Annotated in this window: 15 protein-coding genes; 2 read left to right on the top strand and 13 right to left on the bottom strand. The window is 38.3% G+C overall.

Annotated elements, in window-relative coordinates:
- Positions 1-343: 343 nt before the first annotated feature.
- From ACE1TI_RS10705 to hppD, 5 genes are all read right to left on the bottom strand, one after another.
- Positions 344-556, bottom strand: a complete 213-nt coding sequence (locus tag ACE1TI_RS10705) for a GntR family transcriptional regulator (protein WP_375007606.1) — start codon at positions 554-556, stop codon at positions 344-346.
- A gap of 146 nt (positions 557-702) precedes the next feature.
- A complete protein-coding gene (locus ACE1TI_RS10700; protein ID WP_375007567.1) occupies positions 703-1,860 on the bottom strand; it encodes a homogentisate 1,2-dioxygenase in 1,158 nt (385 codons plus the stop codon).
- Positions 1,861-1,892: 32 nt separating this feature from the next.
- Positions 1,893-3,203: a fumarylacetoacetase gene (gene fahA, locus ACE1TI_RS10695; protein WP_375007566.1), complete on the bottom strand. Its 1,311-nt coding sequence runs from the start codon at positions 3,201-3,203 to the stop codon at positions 1,893-1,895.
- Between the two features lie 22 nt (positions 3,204-3,225).
- Positions 3,226-3,420, bottom strand: a complete 195-nt coding sequence (locus ACE1TI_RS10690; RefSeq protein WP_375007565.1) for a hypothetical protein — start codon at positions 3,418-3,420, stop codon at positions 3,226-3,228.
- Positions 3,421-4,039: 619 nt separating this feature from the next.
- Positions 4,040-5,161 (bottom strand): 4-hydroxyphenylpyruvate dioxygenase, encoded by a 1,122-nt coding sequence (gene hppD / locus ACE1TI_RS10685; protein WP_375007564.1) that lies wholly within the window; start codon positions 5,159-5,161, stop codon positions 4,040-4,042.
- Positions 5,162-5,600: 439 nt separating this feature from the next.
- On the opposite strand from hppD, the gene ACE1TI_RS10680 reads away from it, so the two are divergent.
- The gene (locus ACE1TI_RS10680) at positions 5,601-5,756 is read left to right on the top strand and encodes a hypothetical protein (RefSeq protein ID WP_375007563.1); all 156 of its coding nucleotides are present in this window, start codon (positions 5,601-5,603) and stop codon (positions 5,754-5,756) included.
- Positions 5,757-6,048: 292 nt separating this feature from the next.
- A complete protein-coding gene (locus ACE1TI_RS10675; protein WP_375007562.1) occupies positions 6,049-8,163 on the top strand; it encodes an RNA degradosome polyphosphate kinase in 2,115 nt (704 codons plus the stop codon).
- A 408-nt stretch (positions 8,164-8,571) separates the two neighbouring features.
- On the opposite strand, the gene ACE1TI_RS10670 is transcribed toward ACE1TI_RS10675, so the two are convergent.
- The 8 genes from ACE1TI_RS10670 to ACE1TI_RS10635 all read right to left on the bottom strand — a co-directional run bounded on the left by ACE1TI_RS10670 (position 8,572) and on the right by ACE1TI_RS10635 (position 17,437).
- Entirely contained in the window at positions 8,572-9,477 is a 906-nt protein-coding gene (locus ACE1TI_RS10670; protein ID WP_375007561.1) for a hydroxymethylglutaryl-CoA lyase, read from the bottom strand.
- 102 nt (positions 9,478-9,579) lie between these two features.
- A complete protein-coding gene (locus ACE1TI_RS10665) occupies positions 9,580-9,705 on the bottom strand; it encodes a biotin/lipoyl-containing protein (protein WP_375007560.1) in 126 nt (41 codons plus the stop codon).
- 34 nt (positions 9,706-9,739) lie between these two features.
- Positions 9,740-11,077 (bottom strand): acetyl-CoA carboxylase biotin carboxylase subunit, encoded by a 1,338-nt coding sequence (gene accC, locus ACE1TI_RS10660; protein ID WP_375007559.1) that lies wholly within the window; start codon positions 11,075-11,077, stop codon positions 9,740-9,742.
- Between the two features lie 100 nt (positions 11,078-11,177).
- Positions 11,178-11,612, bottom strand: coding sequence for a MaoC/PaaZ C-terminal domain-containing protein (locus ACE1TI_RS10655; protein ID WP_375007558.1), 435 nt, complete (start codon positions 11,610-11,612; stop codon positions 11,178-11,180).
- 18 nt (positions 11,613-11,630) lie between these two features.
- Positions 11,631-13,136: a sodium/proline symporter gene (locus tag ACE1TI_RS10650; RefSeq protein ID WP_375007557.1), complete on the bottom strand. Its 1,506-nt coding sequence runs from the start codon at positions 13,134-13,136 to the stop codon at positions 11,631-11,633.
- Positions 13,137-13,273: 137 nt separating this feature from the next.
- A complete protein-coding gene (locus tag ACE1TI_RS10645) occupies positions 13,274-14,065 on the bottom strand; it encodes an enoyl-CoA hydratase/isomerase family protein (RefSeq protein ID WP_375007556.1) in 792 nt (263 codons plus the stop codon).
- A gap of 21 nt (positions 14,066-14,086) precedes the next feature.
- Positions 14,087-15,640, bottom strand: coding sequence for a class I adenylate-forming enzyme family protein (locus tag ACE1TI_RS10640; RefSeq protein WP_375007555.1), 1,554 nt, complete (start codon positions 15,638-15,640; stop codon positions 14,087-14,089).
- Positions 15,641-16,069: 429 nt separating this feature from the next.
- Positions 16,070-17,437 carry a sigma-54 interaction domain-containing protein gene (locus tag ACE1TI_RS10635; protein ID WP_375007554.1) on the bottom strand — a complete coding sequence of 456 codons (1,368 nt, stop codon included), beginning with the start codon at positions 17,435-17,437 and terminating at the stop codon, positions 16,070-16,072.
- Positions 17,438-17,654 lie beyond the last annotated feature (217 nt).

Here is a 17,654-nt window from a genome sequence, read left to right as displayed (position 1 = left end):
AAGTTGGGTGAATGGCTTAAGGGTCTGGAAATCGTACAACCACAGATGAAACTATGTCAGCTCCTATTTATAAGACACGAGAATTGCAGACACTCTAAATCTTTAACATGGTTAAAACGCCAACATTTTCAGTACTCTATTTTTGTATACCTATAACCGGCTACCGCACTTCGCTTGGTTGCCTCCACTATTTCCTTACTTCTTGCGAAGCTAACGAAAAAGTGGAGGTATTATTGAAAAATTTTCATTAATTTGTGTACAGGAATACAGAACCTGCTTTTACTTCAACGGAAGGACGGGTGGACTGATGCAAAAATGTTATCATCCGCACCATTTTTTTGTGTTAGCTTTGAGCTAAAACTACTGCATCACTTAGCGCTTTCACCCACTTTGGATGAACAAATGAGGTGACCTCAGGATTAACAACCACCAACCCTTCACTGGTTAACCTTCTTGTTGCTTTACGGATTGGGATTGGGCTTCGGCTAATCCCCGTTTCTTTTGCGTTCTTCTCCTCAATTAATCTTGTTCCGGGAGAAAGTTCCCCACTGACAATTTTATATTTTATAATTATATGATAATGTATACGGAATGAAACGATCTGTCACTTTTCTTTATAGAGCATAATAGGGGATTTTTTACGAAAAATTTTTAAAATCATTAGCTTAACACGTATTAATTACCTTCGCTGCAGATACCTCTTTACCTTTCTTTCCAACTATATTTGTACTCTTCATCTTCCATTGTTCTAGCGCTTTTGACGACACGCAGCGGCCGGAATGTGTCAATCATCACCGCTAACTCAGCCGTTTCTTTTTTGCCAATGCTTGCTTCAATTTTCCCCGGATGAGGACCATGAGGAATCCCGGACGGGTGAAGGGTTAATGAACCTTCCCCTATTCCTTTTCTGCTCATGAAATTGCCTTTCACATAATAAAGGACTTCATCACTGTCTACATTGCTGTGATAATAAGGAGTCGGAATAGCATCCGGATGATAATCATATAAACGCGGAACAAAAGAACATATGACAAAATTGTTTGCTTCAAATGTCTGATGAATAGGAGGCGGCATATGAATCCGTCCTGTGATTGGTTCAAAGTCAGAAATATTAAAAATATAAGGAAACAGGTATCCGTCCCAGCCCACAACATCCAGTGGATGGTGTTTAAACGTATGAGAGTGCATATATCCTCTTGATTTTGTTCTTACCTCATATTCGCTGCTTTCAACATGGGTTTCTAGTTTTTCAGGGCCGAAAAAATCTCGTTCGCAAAATGGGCTGTGTTCAAGTAACTGACCATGGGTGTTTCGATAACGTTTTGGTGTCGTAACCCAGCTATTTGTTTCCACAACTAACAATTTAGAAGTTCCCTGATCAGGTACGACGCGATAAATTGTTCCTATTGGGATAACAATATAATCACCTGGATTATAGGTCAGTGTTCCAAATGTGGATTCCACCTTACCAGAACCGTAGTGAACAAATACAACTTCATCGCCATCCCCATTGCGATAGAAAAAATCCATTGCTTTGGTTGGGTTTACCACTCCTATCAAAACGTCTTCATTTCCAAGGATATACTGTCTTCCGGTCACAGCGTCACTTTCTTCGGTGTATTTGTTAGAATAAAAATGACGGTGACTAAGATCCATTTGCTCCTCATATGTTACTTTGACATCTTCTAATAACTTTGATTTTTCGATTCTTGTTGGGGGGTTATGGTGGTATAAAATCGATTGAATACCCGAAAAACCTTTTGTTCCCATTACTTGTTCACGATAAAGAGAACCATCCTCTTTTCGAAAAACCGTATGTCGTTTCCGTGGTATTTTTCCCATTTTTTGATAAAACGGCATGCTTAAGACCTCCTTAGATGATGATGAGTTGTTTAAATGTTTGTTCTTAAAATCTTATTGTCAGATGACTTGTTTTGCTGAGGTTGCTCTTTTGCCGGCAGTATACACCCCTTAACCTCTCCAAAGCCTACACGGAATCCATCTCCCTGACACCAGCCTGTAATCATTACTTGATCTTCATCCTCTAACCATTCTCTGGTTTCACCATTTTCTAAAACAATAGGATCTGTACCACGCCAGGTTAATTCCAGTAAACTGCCTCTTTGTTCCTTTTCCGGTCCGCTGATCGTGCCTGATGCGTGTAAATCTCCAGGACGCAGGTTACAGCCGGCAATAGTATGATGGCTAATCTGCTGGGCCATACTCCAGTAGAGAAACTTAAAATTTGTAGAAATAATCTTTTGCGGGCTTTTTTCATTTTTTGTTTTAAGAGACACTTCAAGATTTATATCAAACGAGTTCTCTCCCTCTTTTTTAAGGTAAGGTAATGGTTCTGGATTTTGGTTTGGACCGCTGACACGAAAGGGTTCAAGCGCCTCCAGCGGGATGACCCAGGGAGAGATGGATGTAGCAAAGCTTTTAGACAAAAACGGCCCTAACGGCTGATACTCCCAGGTTTGTATGTCTCGAGCACTCCAGTCATTGACTAACACAAGACCAAATATATGCTCCTCTGCTTTATCAATGGAAATCGGCTGTCCTAGTTCATTGCCAGGCCCAATAAACCATCCCATCTCTAGTTCAATATCCAGTTGTTCGCTGGGCCCAAAAACAGGAGAGGCATCATTTTTTGGCTTTTTTTGTCCATTAGGGCGACAAATGTCGGTACCGCTAAGTACTACGGAGCTACAGCGGCCATGGTACCCAACAGGTAAATGTGTCCAATTTGGCATAAGAGCATTTTCTTTTCCTCTAAACATCGTTCCTACATTCGTGGCATGTTCTTTTGAAGCATAAAAATCAGTATAATCCCCGATTTCTACAGGTAACAGTAACTCTACGTTTTTTTGGGGAAGCAAGGCTTCCTTGCGTAATGATGCATTATCTCGTAAATCCGCTGTATCTTCTCTGAGTAATCCCTGGATAATTGCTCTTACCTCTTGCCATGCTTTTTTTCCAAGTCCCATGAAGGCGTTAAGTGATTCTTGATTAATAACCTCTCTACCTTCCACGGCTGTTCCTTTAAAGTATCCCGCTTTATCGATTACAGATAAATCTAGTACAAATTCTCCAATCGCCGCTCCAACACGTGCTCTATTATCACCGAGGGGACGAAACACCCCGTATGGCAGGTTCTGTATAGGAAAATGAGATTCAGGCTCTACATGTATAAATGATTTCATCTTTTCTGGAGCTCCTCTCAAATCAAATCTTTTCTAACGTTCTTAGGTCATCGCGAAGCTCATCAAAACTGCCAAAAGAAAGCAGGGACGTTTTACGAAGTAATGTAATGTCATCTATAAAAAGCTCATGTTCTTTCCATTTCAGTCCTTCTTCCGTGAAGGAGAAATGAGAAGAATCCTCATCAGAGCGAATAGGAGTGATAGCGGGAACATCCAAATTTTATGACTGCGAGCTAACATTCCTGAGGTGAATATATTAAGAAATCCATGCATATTTGTTTTGACTTCTCCCCGATATGCGAATGGGATGATGTAGTCCTACGGTAAATTTCAAAGGCACTCCTTATTCTCCAGCTTTAACGAGTACCGCAGCAACTTATTTTGGAGTCGGAAAGGCTTCAGTTGTGATCCCCCCAATCGTAACTTTAGTCCAAGCTGAGCTTTTTCTTCCTATTATAGATTCCTATTTCATCAATAGTTCGAAGCATATCATATTACTCCCAGTTTTCATGAAGAGGAAATGTCAACTCGCAAAAAGTTTGCAAACCGTACAGTTTTGTTTTCGCTGCTGTAGCATCTAACAAATGAAAGGTGATCCTTTGAAAATAAATGTACATAAGAAGAAAGCTCTTCACCCTTGCTGTAGGAGTATTCGTCTACAAGTTAGGATGCATAATTGTGAACTGCCTGCTCCAGAGGTAAGTTTATGGGCGGAAAGAGTCCAGCATAATCTATTATGTTTGACAAATAGGGGAGGGTGCTCCGTTTTAACCTGTCATTTCTACCAACGTGTTTCTATCTATCATATGGTTTCCTCCCTTCATTTCTAGTAATGATTAAATATTTCCTCGACGTTCTTGTTCGCGTTCAATAGATTGAAACAATGCTTTAAAGTTTCCTTCCCCAAAACCTCGAGCGCCTTTCCGCTGTATAATTTCAATAAAGAACGTTGGTCGGTCTACAAGAGGTTTCGTGAAAATTTGCAGCAAATATCCTTCATCATCCCTGTCAACTAATATCCCGAGTTCCTGAAGCTTTTTAATATCTTCTTCAATGTTACCTACTCTTTGATTTAGCTCCTCATAATAGGCAGCAGGTGTGTTCAGGAATTCCACACCATTTGCTTTTAATGCTTTCACCGTATCAATAATGTCATTGGTAAGAAGTGCTAGATGCTGAACACCAGGACCATTATAAAAATCCAGATACTCTTGTATTTGAGATTTTCTTTTCCCTTCTGCTGGTTCATTAATGGGAAACTTAATACGTCCTGTACCATTTGTCATTACTTTAGACATAAGTGCCGAGTATTCAGTAGAGATGTCATTATCATTAAAGTGTCTCAGAACATTAAACCCAAAAACTTTCTCATAATACGTGGTCCACTTTTCCATAACTTCCACATTACCTACGACATGGTCGATTCCGACAATACCTGTGGAAGAAGCAGTATCATTACCTTCGTATGGCTCATAACCTGGTAGAAAGCTTCCTTGGTAGTCTACGTTTTCAATCAAAGTATGAATCGTATCCCCATAAGTACCAATAACAGCTTTTTTCACAAGGCCGTTTCCATCTTTCTCGGTCCATGGCTCTTTTATTCCAATTCCGCCCCGATCTACTACTCCGTGATAAGCTTCCTCCACATCAGAAACTTTTAAAGCAATGTCTTTGACCCCTTCTCCATGTAACTTCACAAACGAAGCGATATCTGTTGTTTCTGTAAGTGTTCCAGTTACAACTAAACGAATCGCTCCCTGCTCTAGAACATAAGAAACTCGATCTCGGCAGCCTGTTTCCAGACCGCGATAGTTCGTTGTTTTAAACCCTAATGCTTTGGAGAAATAATAAGCTGCTTGTTTTGCATTTCCTACATATAATTCCAAGTGGTGAAAGTTTTCAACAGGAAATGCTTCTTCTTGTTCTACATTGCCTAATTCCTTGACATTTTCAGCCATAGAAAAACCTCCTTTGATAATGAACAGAAAATTTAAATATCAGGATATTATTAAACAAAATTTTAGTGCAATCATTCGCGTCAACGCATAGACACTTTTAATTGGGAAATCGCGGAAATAAATATGTTGTCTATTTCCTGGTGTATCAACGTTCTACTGCCTATCAATAATTTTTAAAGTACTAAAAATGAATTCTTTAAAACGTTTTTACATTTATTAAGGTTCTTGCACCGGATTTTACTATAAATGTTGTAATTTATTCATTTTTTCGAGAAAGGAGTTAATAGAATGCATGTTACCGATTTTGTCCTGCTAATTTAAAAAATTACACACAAATCACAAATCTCCTGATTGTCATTAATTCGATTGTAAAGTGAAGGAGGACCTTTATGAGTAGTGCTGTATGATTTCCGAGTCAAGGGGGTGTACAAGAGGTCAATTGAATATTGTTCAAAGTATGCTTGATAAGTGGGTGGAACATGATGAGACTTCTACGGCTCTCATCTGGGAAGGAGAAAACGAAGAAATCCGTACTTATGATTTTAAAGAGCTGCATGAATGGGTTAATCGTACAGCTAATGGCTTGAAAAAATAACATTCAAATAGGAGACTGTATTAGTATTTATATGCCAATGATTCCAGAAATAGTAGTACCTTCAAAATGGCATTTTTTAACCTTTAAAAATATTTATGTGTTACTTTTTATCCAATAATTTATTTATTAGTTCCCAATATCGGGATGTTTATCATCCTGAATCAAGCAGCAACTACGTTTTTTTGTTGACCAACATTTCCATTTACATATACTTAAACAAGTTTCTATACATTTAAACAAAAGTTCAAGGAAATAGTATTCATATGAGAAATAAAGTCGAGGGAGTGGTACAATGTTGAAAAAAAAAACCAATTCATTAGACTTAAATAATCCGGCATTCTATAACAACCGAGAATTGAGTTGGCTGGCGTTTAATAAGCGCGTACTGGAAGAAGCTCTAGATGAACGAAATCCATTACTTGAACGGTGTAAATTTTTAGCAATTTTCAGTTCAAATTTAGATGAATTTTTTATGGTTCGAGTAGCTGGTCTTAAAGATCAAGTTAAAGCAGGTGTAAAAAGTCCTGAAAACAAGGCAGGATTGACCCCGAAACAACAGTTGTCTGAAATTGCAAAAATCAACCATGTACTTGTTGATAGCCAATATAAAATGTTTACTGAAACGCTTTTACCAAACTTGAGAAAAGAAAACATTGAATTTGCTTCCTTGGATCAATTAAATAATGAACAATTGACTTATCTTGAAACCTATTTCGATGATATTGTACTACCAGTTCTTACCCCTCTGGCCATAGATGCTTACCGGCCATTTCCAATGCTTGTAAACAAAAGCATTAATTTAGCAGTTGTCATTAAAGATCAATGGAAAGATACCCCCGAAGGAGAAAAACTTGAAATCGTTCAAGTACCTAGAGGACTAAACCGATTTGTCGAAATTCGAAATAACAATTCAACTCTTCGGCAGTTTGTAATTCTTGAAGATCTTCTTTGCCATTTTATCTACAAACTGTTCGTTGGGTTTCATGTAGAAAGCACAACACAATTTCGGATTACAAGAAATGCCGATTTAACGATTCAAGAGGAAGGTGCTCGAGATCTTTTAAAAGAAATTGAAGAGGAATTAAAAATGCGGAAATGGGGCTGTGCGGTTCGCCTTGAAGTAAATAACCATTTTGTTGATAATAATATCTTAAATTATTTATTAGATGAATTAGAAATTCATGACAACGATGTCTATTTTGTAAATGGACCGCTTGATTTAACTTTTTTATTCCATTTCTACGATGAGACAAAAAAAGAAAAAGATCATCTTGTTTATATGCCACGAATCCCTCAGCCACCAAAAGATTTAATGTACCAGGAAGATTTATTCGAAACACTGTCTAAAAAAGACGTGCTGTTGCACCATCCATACGAATCATTTGAACCTGTCATCGATCTAGTGAGAAATGCAGTAGAAGACCCTAATGTTTTGGCCATCAAACAGACTCTTTACCGAGTCAGTCAAGATTCACCCATCATTGAAGCTCTGATGAAAGCTGCTGAAAATGGTAAGCAAGTTCTAGTACTCGTAGAATTAAAAGCCCGCTTTGATGAAGAACATAACGTACTATGGGCAAAAGAATTGGAGAAAGCTGGCTGCCACGTCATTTACGGCATGACCCATTTAAAGACGCATAGTAAAATCACACTTATTGTCAAAAGAAACAAAGATAAAATAGAACGATTTATTCATTTGGGAACCGGAAATTACAATGAATTGACCGCTAAAATTTATACGGATTTAGGACTTATGACATCAAATTCCAATTTCGGTTTAGATACAACAAATTTCTTTAATTATTTAAGCGGAGATTTAAAAAAACCAACTTTCCATCATTTAGTCATTGCACCTTTTGACATTCGTGACCATTTTATTCACCTGATTGACAAGGAAATGGAATATCACCGTAAATTTTCAAACGGGAGAATCATTGCCAAAATGAATTCTTTAACGGAGAAAACCTTCATTATAAAACTGTATGAAGCATCGCAAGCAGGGGTAAAAATCGACTTGATTGTTCGTGGGATATGCTGTTTACGCCCGGGAATAAAAGGAGTGAGCGAAAACATTCGTGTCCGAAGCATAGTCGGAAGATATTTGGAGCATTCTCGAATATACTATTTTCACCATAATGGAGAGGAAAAAATCTATCTTTCGTCTGCTGATTGGATGACCCGAAACATATCTAAAAGAGTGGAAATTAGTTTTCCAATTATGGATAAACAATTAAAAGAAAGAATCAAACAGGTTCTCATCATTATGCTAAACGATAATGTAAAAGCTCGCATTCAAAATAATGAAGGGAATTATTATTGTGTAGAAAGAAAACCGATGGAACTTGAAATTAACAGCCAATTAGTTCTTTTTAATATGGCTTACCCCGTAGAAGATGATCAAGAATGAAGAGCACAGTATGGTACCCCCTTTTGTGGCTTCCTCTCCCATACGTGTCTTATGAACGTAAAAAAGTGCCCTCATCAAACCAAATGAAGGTACTTTTTTACATGACAAACTAAAAAAGATTGTTGATAGCTCACGAATGAATGTAACCATCTTTTTCACTTCCATATAATCCATTGTTGCCCGCTCTTTCAGGTCTGCCACAGCAAAAAAAATTTTTTTGCCACTACCTGTTACGATTACACAACGGACACTCTGACACTTCATCACCCGAAAGCTGCTAACGCTTTCTATTCAAAAGTTAAAAGAACTAAAAGAAATCATTGTAGACTTGAAGTTCGATCTAACTGTGTGGCGATTCCTTTTTCATCCTTTGAAACGAGTACTTGTTTTGCTGCCATAAAAACCTCCCTAGACTCTTGTAGCTTGGCAAGCTTTATAATGGTTACTTTGAAGTGGTTTTGCTACCTTCTCTTCAATAAAAGCTGCAGCTCGTTGTAATTGATCTTCTTTGACCCCTGTGTCAACCCCCATACCATTAAGCATGTAGACAAGATCATCAGTTGCTAGATTTCCTGATGCCCCTGGTGCATACGGACATCCCCCAAGTCCGCCTAGCGAAGAGTCAAACGTTGTTATGTCCATTTGTAATGAAACAACAACGTTTGCAAGTGCCGTTCCGTGCGTATTATGAAAATGCATGGCTAGTTTTTCTTTTGGGAATTGCTTTAATAAAATCTCTAAAACTTGTTCTACCTGTTGTGGATTTGCAACACCAATGGTGTCGCCGAGCGATAGTTCAGAAACCCCCATCTCTAATAGGGCATCCGAGACCCGGACAACTTGATCGGGATCAACAGCCCCTTCATACGAACAACCAAAAACGGTTGAAAGATAGGCTCTTACCGTTTTGCCACTTGCTAAAGACCCATGGACAACCTCTTTTAAAATTGGTAGAGTTTCAGCAATTTTTTTGTTTATATTTTTCTTATTGTGGGTTTCGCTCGCTGACATAAAAATCGATGTTTCATCAACATTTGCCTCTAAAGCACGTTCTAGCCCTTTTAAATTTGGAACAAGTGCAGCATAGGTCACATCAGGGTTTCTTTTAATTCCTTTTGCAACCTCGACGGCATCACCGAGAGCCGGAATCCATTTCGGGTGTACAAACGATGTGATTTCAATGTAGTTTAGCCCACTCTCCGAAAGCTCGTTTATCCAGCTGATTTTATCCTCAGTTTTTATCATTTTAATTTCATTTTGAAGACCGTCTCTTGGACCAACTTCTTTAATTGTTACTTCTTTAGGCCAACTCATTTAGCATCCTCCCTATATCCAGTCGACTTATAATCTCTTTATTTAAGTTCCATTAGAACATCGCCTTCGTTAACAAATTCACCTTCAGCTGTTTTAATTCTTTCACCGTTCTGCTTGCTTCAGCTGCACTGGGATTTCCATTTTCATCGATTCCAAGATCATAACTTCTTGTCCTTCTTCAACTTTGTCACCGCCGTTTACTAGTACTTTCCATACGTTTCCTGCCATGATTGAGATACTTGTCTCATTGTTATCCCTCCTATTATTTCAAATATTTTGTGATAAAGTCTGTTGTTGTATCGCCCTCTAGGAAGGCTTCGTGTTCAACAATTTTTTGTAGCGCCGGAATGTTTGTTTTAATTCCTTCTACTACATACGATGAGAGCGCCTCTTTCATTACTTCAATGGCTTCTTTACGAGTTTCTCCTGTTGCAATCAGCTTTGCGATCATTGGGTCGTAGTACGGTGTTACCGTAGATACTCCGTTCACTGCCATTTCATTTCTGACCTTAGGGCCTTTTGGTGTGACAAGCTTTGTAATCTTTCCAGGTGATGGAAAAAATTTGACTGGATCTTCTGCATATATTCGTACTTCAATCGCATGACCTTGTCTTTTTACATCCTCTTGCGCAAAAGTTAATAGTTCTCCCGAAGCAATCTTTAACTGCTCCTCAACGAGATCAAGGTGCGTAATTTCTTCGGTGACAGGATGTTCAACTTGAAGGCGGGTATTCATTTCTAAAAAGTAAAAATTTTTGTCACTATCGATTAAAAATTCAATCGTTCCCGCATTGCTGTATCCAATCGATTTTGCAGCAGTTACAGCCGCCTCCCCCATTTTCTTTCTTGTTTCTTCATCTAGAAACAAAGAAGGAGCTTCCTCAACCACTTTTTGATGACGACGTTGAATGGAACATTCACGTTCCCAAAGATAAACTGTATTTCCTTCGTTATCTGCTAACACTTGAATTTCAATATGACGTGGATTTTCAACGTACTTTTCAATAAACATTTCACCGTTTCCAAAAAAATCGGTAGCACGCTTTTGGTTGCCCTCAAATGCCTTTTTTAATTCTTCATCACTACGAACGATCTGCATTCCGATTCCTCCACCACCTGCCGAAGCTTTAAGCATAACAGGATATCCAATATCATTAGCGACAATAATCGCTTCTTTCTCATTTTTTAAAGGACGAGTGATACCTGGGACAACCGGAACACCTGCCTTTTCCATTGCTTGACGTGCAGAAATTTTACTTCCCATAAGCGATATAATCTCAGTAGAAGGGCCAATAAACGTAACCCCTTCTTTTTGGCATCGGTTAGCAAACGTTGTGTTCTCAGAAAGCAGCCCATAACCAGGGTGGACCGCATCGGCTCCTGTTTCTTTTGCAACCTCAATAATTCGTTTTATGTTTAGGTAGCTCTCATTGACACGAGGTCCCCCCACTAAAAATGACTCGTCAGCCATATCAACATGCGGAGCCTCCTTATCAGCTTCCGAATAAATAGAAACAGTTGGAATTTTTAGTTTTTTACACGTCCTGATTACTCTAGATGCAATTTCACCACGATTGGCAACGAGAACTTTTTTAAACATGAGCACCCTCCCCTTAAGTTAGTAATGAATCCCTTTTACTCACTTAACATTCAAAATTATCCGATAAAAATTGTCAGTCTCTTATTAGCATTTTACCTATCTACTTTTTGTTTACCAATATCTTACAAGTACTAACAAGCAAAGAATCATTGTTTTGATTAACTACAGTCAGATTAGTCGTAACAATACCCGTGTTATTATCCTTATCTTGTAAATCAGTGACTTCCAATTCCACATAAATAGTATCTTGAATAAAAGTTGGCTTAATAAACCTTAGATCATCAATCCCGTAAAATGCTACGACTATTCCAGGCTCCATTTTCTGCAAACCAATGGCTACGGATAAAACCAACATACCGTGTGCAATTCGTTGTTTAAATGATGTGTGTTTTTCCGCATATTCCTTGTCAGTATGAAGCGGATACCAATCCCCACTAAAAGCCGAGAACATTACAAGGTCAGATTCTGTGATTGTACGTCCACGTGAACGCCATTTGTTTCCGATTTGAAAATGTTCAAAATGTTTATCGTACATTTTTAGCCCACTTTCCATTTAAATTTCCATTGTTTTTTCCTTTTTAGATTCGAAACGATCTGACTTTTTGTCAAAAAATATGCTAGATTGTGGCTTTGTCATGAGTGAGATCCCTATAAAAGTTACCGTAGAAATTATTAAAGCTGTTACGCCGGTATCTAATTTGGGAGTATACCAGCCTTTAACACTTGCGATGTAAAGCCCAATACTGAAAATCAGACCTAGTGTAGAAGACCAAATGGCTGCTGTACGCGTAGCCCTTTTCCAAAAAATACCGATGCTTAGGACAGGAACCAAGGAAGCTGCAAAAATTCCCCATGAGGCATTGCCTAACCAACCAACAAGCGCTGGTGGATTAAAAGACATTAAAAATGTGAAAACAATAATCGCCAATGTGATCCATCGTGACAGCACCAATTCCTTTTTTTGAGATAGTTTTTCACCTTTCTTTATAATTTGCTGATAAATATCTCTTACTATAGAAGAGCTCGCAATGAGAAGAAAAGCTTCACTTGTTGACATAATAGCAGCCATTACAGCTGAGAAAAGGATACCAGCAACAACTGGATTAAAAAAATTTGAAATAAACATTGGGGCTACAAGATCCGGTGATGCAGGTGCTTCCATTGATCCATTTTCCACCATAACCCGGGCATACAATCCTGAGAACAACAGTAAAGATGAAATGGCATAAGTAGCAGCTCCTATAATACAGGCCCATTTGAGCATAGACATTTTTCGGATCATATAAAACTTTGTCACTACGTGAGGCTGCCCTTGATGACCAATCATATATAAAATAAAGTACGAAATGAACGTAAATATGGTAATCTCACCAGTGGAATGATAAGGATTCAACATTTCAGGATCTATATCTGCTATCTGGGTATTTAACTCTGACATACCTCCCATCATAACTAGGCCGCCAATAAATATAATAAGTGCACCACCAACCATAACAATCATTTGAATAAAATCAGTCCAGACAGCACTGATCATTCCTCCCGATATCACGTAGATGGTCAGAATGACAACACCTATGCTCACTGCCCACTTATAATCAACACCAAGAACAACTTCAATCATGCTGCCCAAAGCGATGTACTGTGTCATTTGGTAGCCAACTGCACCACCCAGGATAGCCAGTGCTGTAATACCCCGAACGGCTTTACTGTTATAACGAATTTCTAGCAAATCTGGAATCGTTAACGAGTTGAATTTTTGAGTAATGCGTCTCATAGGTTTTGCTAGAATCAAAAAGCTAACGAATATCCCACCCGTCGCAAAAATGCTAATCATAAACATCGGGTATCCATTTTCGTAGACTAAACCGGGTAATCCAATAAAACCAAACCCAGACATTGTTGTAGAAGATATTCCCAAAGCAATCAACCAGGGTCCAAACCGTCGTCCACCTACATAAAAGGTGTCCATATCCTTCTGATGCTTTGTCGACAAAATTCCGATGGCTAAAATCACTAATAAATACAGCACACCTATAATCACGATGACACTGTGGCTCATTATTCTGCCTCCTCATTTTCCTCTTTAAAAGCAAATACCCCCCACAAGACTGAAGCCACAATGGTTAACGGCCAAAAAACAAAAAACAGGAGACTAGTGAATGGCGGTAAATGAAACATGATCATTTCCTCCTTTGATTATTGATCGATAAATTTTGGTAAACGTTTTTGGATAAATGCTTCGACTCCTTCCTTTACATCTTTTGTTTGAAAAACATGGCCGAATTTTTCAGCTTCAGTCATCAATCCTTCCGCAAGTGTTCGTTCATAACCAGCATCAATTGCTTGTTTAGCAAAAGATAAAGATGGTAAGGAATAACTGCAAATAAGTTCTGCCAATTCCTTTGCCTTTTCTAAAGATTTATTTCTTGGAACGACATCGTTAATGAGGCCCGTTTGTTTTGCTTCTTCTGCAGATAGAGTTCCACCAGTAAAAATCATTTCCTTCGCCTTTGCTTTACCAATTAAACGCGGTAGCCGTTGGGTTCCACCTGCTCCTGGGAATAAACCCAATTTAATTTCCGGAAGGCCAATTTCTACTTGTTCTTCCGCAATTCTAATATCACAACATAATGCAAGTTCACATCCCCCTCCTAAAGCTAAACCATTCATTGCAGCGATTGTTGGTTGCGGTAAGCGATCAATTTTATTTAAGGGCTGTTGGAGCCAAAGTGATTTTTGCTTCGCCTTTTCTATTCCTTTCCCCATCCATTCTGGAAATTCTTTAATATCTCCACCCGCCATAAAAGCTCTTTCTCCTGCACCAGTAAGAATGACCACCTTCACATTGGAATCGCTTTCAATTTCTTCAGCAACTATGGATAACTGATTAACGACATCTGCGTTAAGCACATTAACCGGTGGATGATCAATGATGATCGTTGCAACATTCCCCTGTTTCGACCATGAAACTACACATGCTTTATCCATTTACTTCCTCCCGATGCGGATTTAGTTTGCACCGCTGTATTGCTTTCTTAAAATAAACTTCTGAACCTTTCCCGATGGCGTACGCGGCAAATCATCCACAAATATCACCTTACGTGGTTTTTTATAGCTAGCAAGATGTTGTTTACAGTAATCAATGACTTCTTCTTCCGTAATACTTGCTCCTTCTTTCTTTACAACAACAGCACAAACAACTTCAATGTATTTTGGATCGGGGATGCCGATAATCGAAACTTCTTTTATCGCTTCATGTCCAAATAAAACATTTTCAATTTCTGCTGAATAAATATTTTCGCCACCACTCCGAATCATATCTTTCTTCCTTCCAGAAATCGTAAGGTAACCATCCTCGTCAAACTGACCTAAATCGCCGGTTTTACACCAGCCATTCACAAATGTTTTATTCGTTGCCTCAGGTTTACGCCAATAACCCATCGAAACTGCTGGACCTTTAATCGCTATCTCACCAATTTCATTAATATGAAGTGGTTCTCCCGTATCGTCGATAATCTTAATTTCTGTAAGGGGTAATGGCTTACCGACGGTGTGGCCTTTTATAAAAGCATCCTGTGGATCTAAACAAGCCGCAATAGGAGTGCCCTCAGTCAGACCGTACACTTGAACAACTCCTAGATGAAGAAATTTCTGTTTTAATTGATGAAGCGCCCATGGTATTAATGGGTCACCTCCCGTGTAAATGGTTCTCAGTTTTGTTAGCTGGAACTGATCAATTACCGGGGAATTTAGCATTTCATATATCATAAATGGAAACAAAAAGCAGTCAGTCACCTGTTCGTTTTCAATCACAGATAAAATTCTTTCAATCTCAAACCCTTTGCTTCTTGTGATGATCAATGTACCGCCCATCATAAGAATAGGGAGCGCAATATCTTCCATCGCCCCAACATGGTACAATGGGCCGGTCGTCATCCCGATTTCCTCACCAGTGAAGTTCCATTTCATCGACTGTATAGCAGAAAACCAAAACGTTGTTTCATGTGTCCAAATCGCACCTTTAGGCCTGCCTGTTGTTCCAGAAGTGTACATCAGCATGACCGGATCATTCATTTTAATATGATCGGTGTCTATTTCTTCTGCTGAGCCAGTGTCTAAAACAGACCAAGACTTTGACCAATGTGGATTTTTCTGACCTCTATTTGGTAGACAAATGTACTGCTCAACAGAAACATTGTTAAGAATCGGTTCAATTTGTTTTGCTAAATTTGAATGGAAGCACAAAATCTTTATTTCTGAATCGTTTAACACATATTCAAATTCCTCACTTGATAACCGAAAATTAAGGCGAACCGCAATAGCTCCAATTTTTGCAGCAGCAAAGTAAAGACCAAAGTATTCCAAACAGTTATAAAGTAAGATACCAACTCGGTCCCCTTTTTGAACCCCTAATTCCCGCAGCTTATTTGCATATGTGTTAGAAATCCGGTTAAGGTCTTCGTATGTCCACGACATTCCCATTTCTTCTTTTATTGCTATTTTAGTTGAATTCATTATCTCAAAGTCATTTGCCATCTTCCTTGTGATCAAGCCAACATCCAACGAATTTCCCCCCTAAAAAAATGAAAGTAATTAGAATACTTTTAATGAAATCTTAAGGTGTACATCCCTTGTTCATTTCCATTTCCTTGAGCTGTTTCCCCTTCCAAGTTACAGGAATATAGACGTAACCCTGCTATGAACTAAAAACCAATCCCTTTGCATTACAATCACTTTGTTTTCCATCATTGTTCTCCCCTTTCAGACAAATTGATTTTCGCTTTTCTCACTAATATATTAAGCAAGAAATGTGCCGAATCTAAATAACGCCATATTCCAACTTTTATGAATATTTAGCAAAAAGAAACGCCTAGATATTTTCCGATTTTCCGGAAAAAAGTTAGACAGAGGTTCTAAAAAAACCTTTAGTAATCACAAAAAAGAAAAATTCCGGAATTTTAGAAAGAATTCCAAAATTCCGGATTAAAAAAGCTAGTTAAAAATCTGATACCTTTTTATTTTTTCGTACATACTAGACTTCCCTATTCCAAGAATTTTTGCCGCCTCTTTTTTATCAAATTGAACCCTCTTTAATACACTTTTAATCACCTTTTTTTCTGTTTCCTCCACGATTTCTTTTAAACTTTGCTTTTCGACTTCCCACTTTTGATTTTTTAGATAATCAGGTAGACACCCCGTTCCAAATATCTCGTCATTTGATAAGTGAATACCAGCTTCAATCACATTTTCTAATTCCCTAACGTTCCCTGGCCAGTCATATTGCTCCATTAATGAAAGCGCCTCTGGATGAAAAGACGTGACTCGCTTTCCAATACGAGCTGTAGCTTTCTTTAGAAAATGATCACCAAGTAAAGAAATATCTTCGGTCCGATCTCTTAAAGACGGAATGATCAATTGAACAGCATTAATCCGATAAAACAAATCTTCACGAAAAAGCTTGTTTCTAATCATTTTTTCTAACGGGCGATTTGTTGCAGTGATGACTCGAACATCAACTTTCTTTGACTGAAGCGAACCTACAGGCTCAAATTCTTTTTCCTGAAGCACTCGTAATAACTTAATTTGCATATGCTGTGGCATATCTCCTACTTCATCCAGAAAAATCGTTCCCCTATCCGCGATTTGAAACTTTCCGATTTTTCCACCCTTTTTTGCTCCTGTAAAGGCACCCTCTTCATATCCAAACAGTTCAGATTCTAACAAATGTTCCGGAATTGAACCACAATTCACTTTAACAAATGGTTTGTTGCTGCGCTCACTAAGTTGATGAATGCTATGAGCGAGTAACTCTTTACCAGTTCCACTTTCGCCTCTAATTAATACAGAAATATCACTACCGGCAATTTTTTTCACATTTTCTTTTAAATCTTCAATTTCGTGCGATTTCCCAATCAAATCGTTCAAAGAATACTTTAATCCATTTGTTTCCTGCCATTCATTTCGGTAAAAATTAAGTTCAGCCAATAGCCCCTTAATGTGGCTGTTCATTCTCTTCCATTCACCAAGATCACGAAAAACAATTGTCCCGATTGCACCAACAATTTTTTCATTTTCTACAATCGGGATCCGATTAGCAATCACATAGTCCCCACGAAGAAACTGTAAATCGGCAATATCCTGTTTTCCTGTCTGCACCACTAAATGCATCTTCGTATTTTCAATGACGTTTGTTACGTGTTCACCCATCACTTTGTTTCGGTCAACGTCTAAAAATCTACAATAATTATTGCTCATATACTGTATTTTTCCATTACAATCGACAATAACGATCCCGTCATAAGCGCTTTCAAGTGCTACGTCTAGTAAGTTGTTATTGATGGAAAATTCAGTCTTTCTCATTCGGCATTCCCCTTCTCCATAACATCAATCTGATCAAAATCCACCATTGTATGACATACTCCACTTAATATAAACATTGATAAAAGAGAACGAAAACCCATTGTATGGTATAAAGGAACTAATCCCATATGTTGAATCATGAACAACATAAAGATTTTGAATAATGTGAGCCATAATGGAAGCGCATTTATTTTTATAAGAACGCGGAACTCCTTTT

It is taken from the genome of Alteribacillus sp. JSM 102045, from assembly GCF_041949975.1.
In the GTDB taxonomy this organism is placed as follows: Bacteria; Bacillota; Bacilli; order Bacillales; family Marinococcaceae; genus Alteribacillus.
This window is presented reverse-complemented; position numbering and strand designations above follow the sequence as displayed.

What these genes read in the sequence shown, in the direction of transcription:
- ACE1TI_RS10700 (WP_375007567.1), bottom strand. Translation starts at nt 1,860, where the DNA reads ATGCCGTTTTATCAAAAAATGGGAAAAATACCACGGAAACGACATACG.
- fahA (WP_375007566.1), bottom strand. Translation starts at nt 3,203, where the DNA reads ATGAAATCATTTATACATGTAGAGCCTGAATCTCATTTTCCTATACAG.
- hppD (WP_375007564.1), bottom strand. Translation starts at nt 5,161, where the DNA reads ATGGCTGAAAATGTCAAGGAATTAGGCAATGTAGAACAAGAAGAAGCA.
- ACE1TI_RS10675 (WP_375007562.1), top strand. Translation starts at nt 6,049, where the DNA reads ATGTTGAAAAAAAAAACCAATTCATTAGACTTAAATAATCCGGCATTC.
- ACE1TI_RS10670 (WP_375007561.1), bottom strand. Translation starts at nt 9,477, where the DNA reads ATGAGTTGGCCTAAAGAAGTAACAATTAAAGAAGTTGGTCCAAGAGAC.
- ACE1TI_RS10665 (WP_375007560.1), bottom strand. Translation starts at nt 9,705, where the DNA reads ATGGCAGGAAACGTATGGAAAGTACTAGTAAACGGCGGTGACAAAGTT.
- accC (WP_375007559.1), bottom strand. Translation starts at nt 11,077, where the DNA reads ATGTTTAAAAAAGTTCTCGTTGCCAATCGTGGTGAAATTGCATCTAGA.
- ACE1TI_RS10655 (WP_375007558.1), bottom strand. Translation starts at nt 11,612, where the DNA reads ATGTACGATAAACATTTTGAACATTTTCAAATCGGAAACAAATGGCGT.
- ACE1TI_RS10650 (WP_375007557.1), bottom strand. Translation starts at nt 13,136, where the DNA reads ATGAGCCACAGTGTCATCGTGATTATAGGTGTGCTGTATTTATTAGTG.
- ACE1TI_RS10645 (WP_375007556.1), bottom strand. Translation starts at nt 14,065, where the DNA reads ATGGATAAAGCATGTGTAGTTTCATGGTCGAAACAGGGGAATGTTGCA.
- ACE1TI_RS10635 (WP_375007554.1), bottom strand. Translation starts at nt 17,437, where the DNA reads ATGAGAAAGACTGAATTTTCCATCAATAACAACTTACTAGACGTAGCA.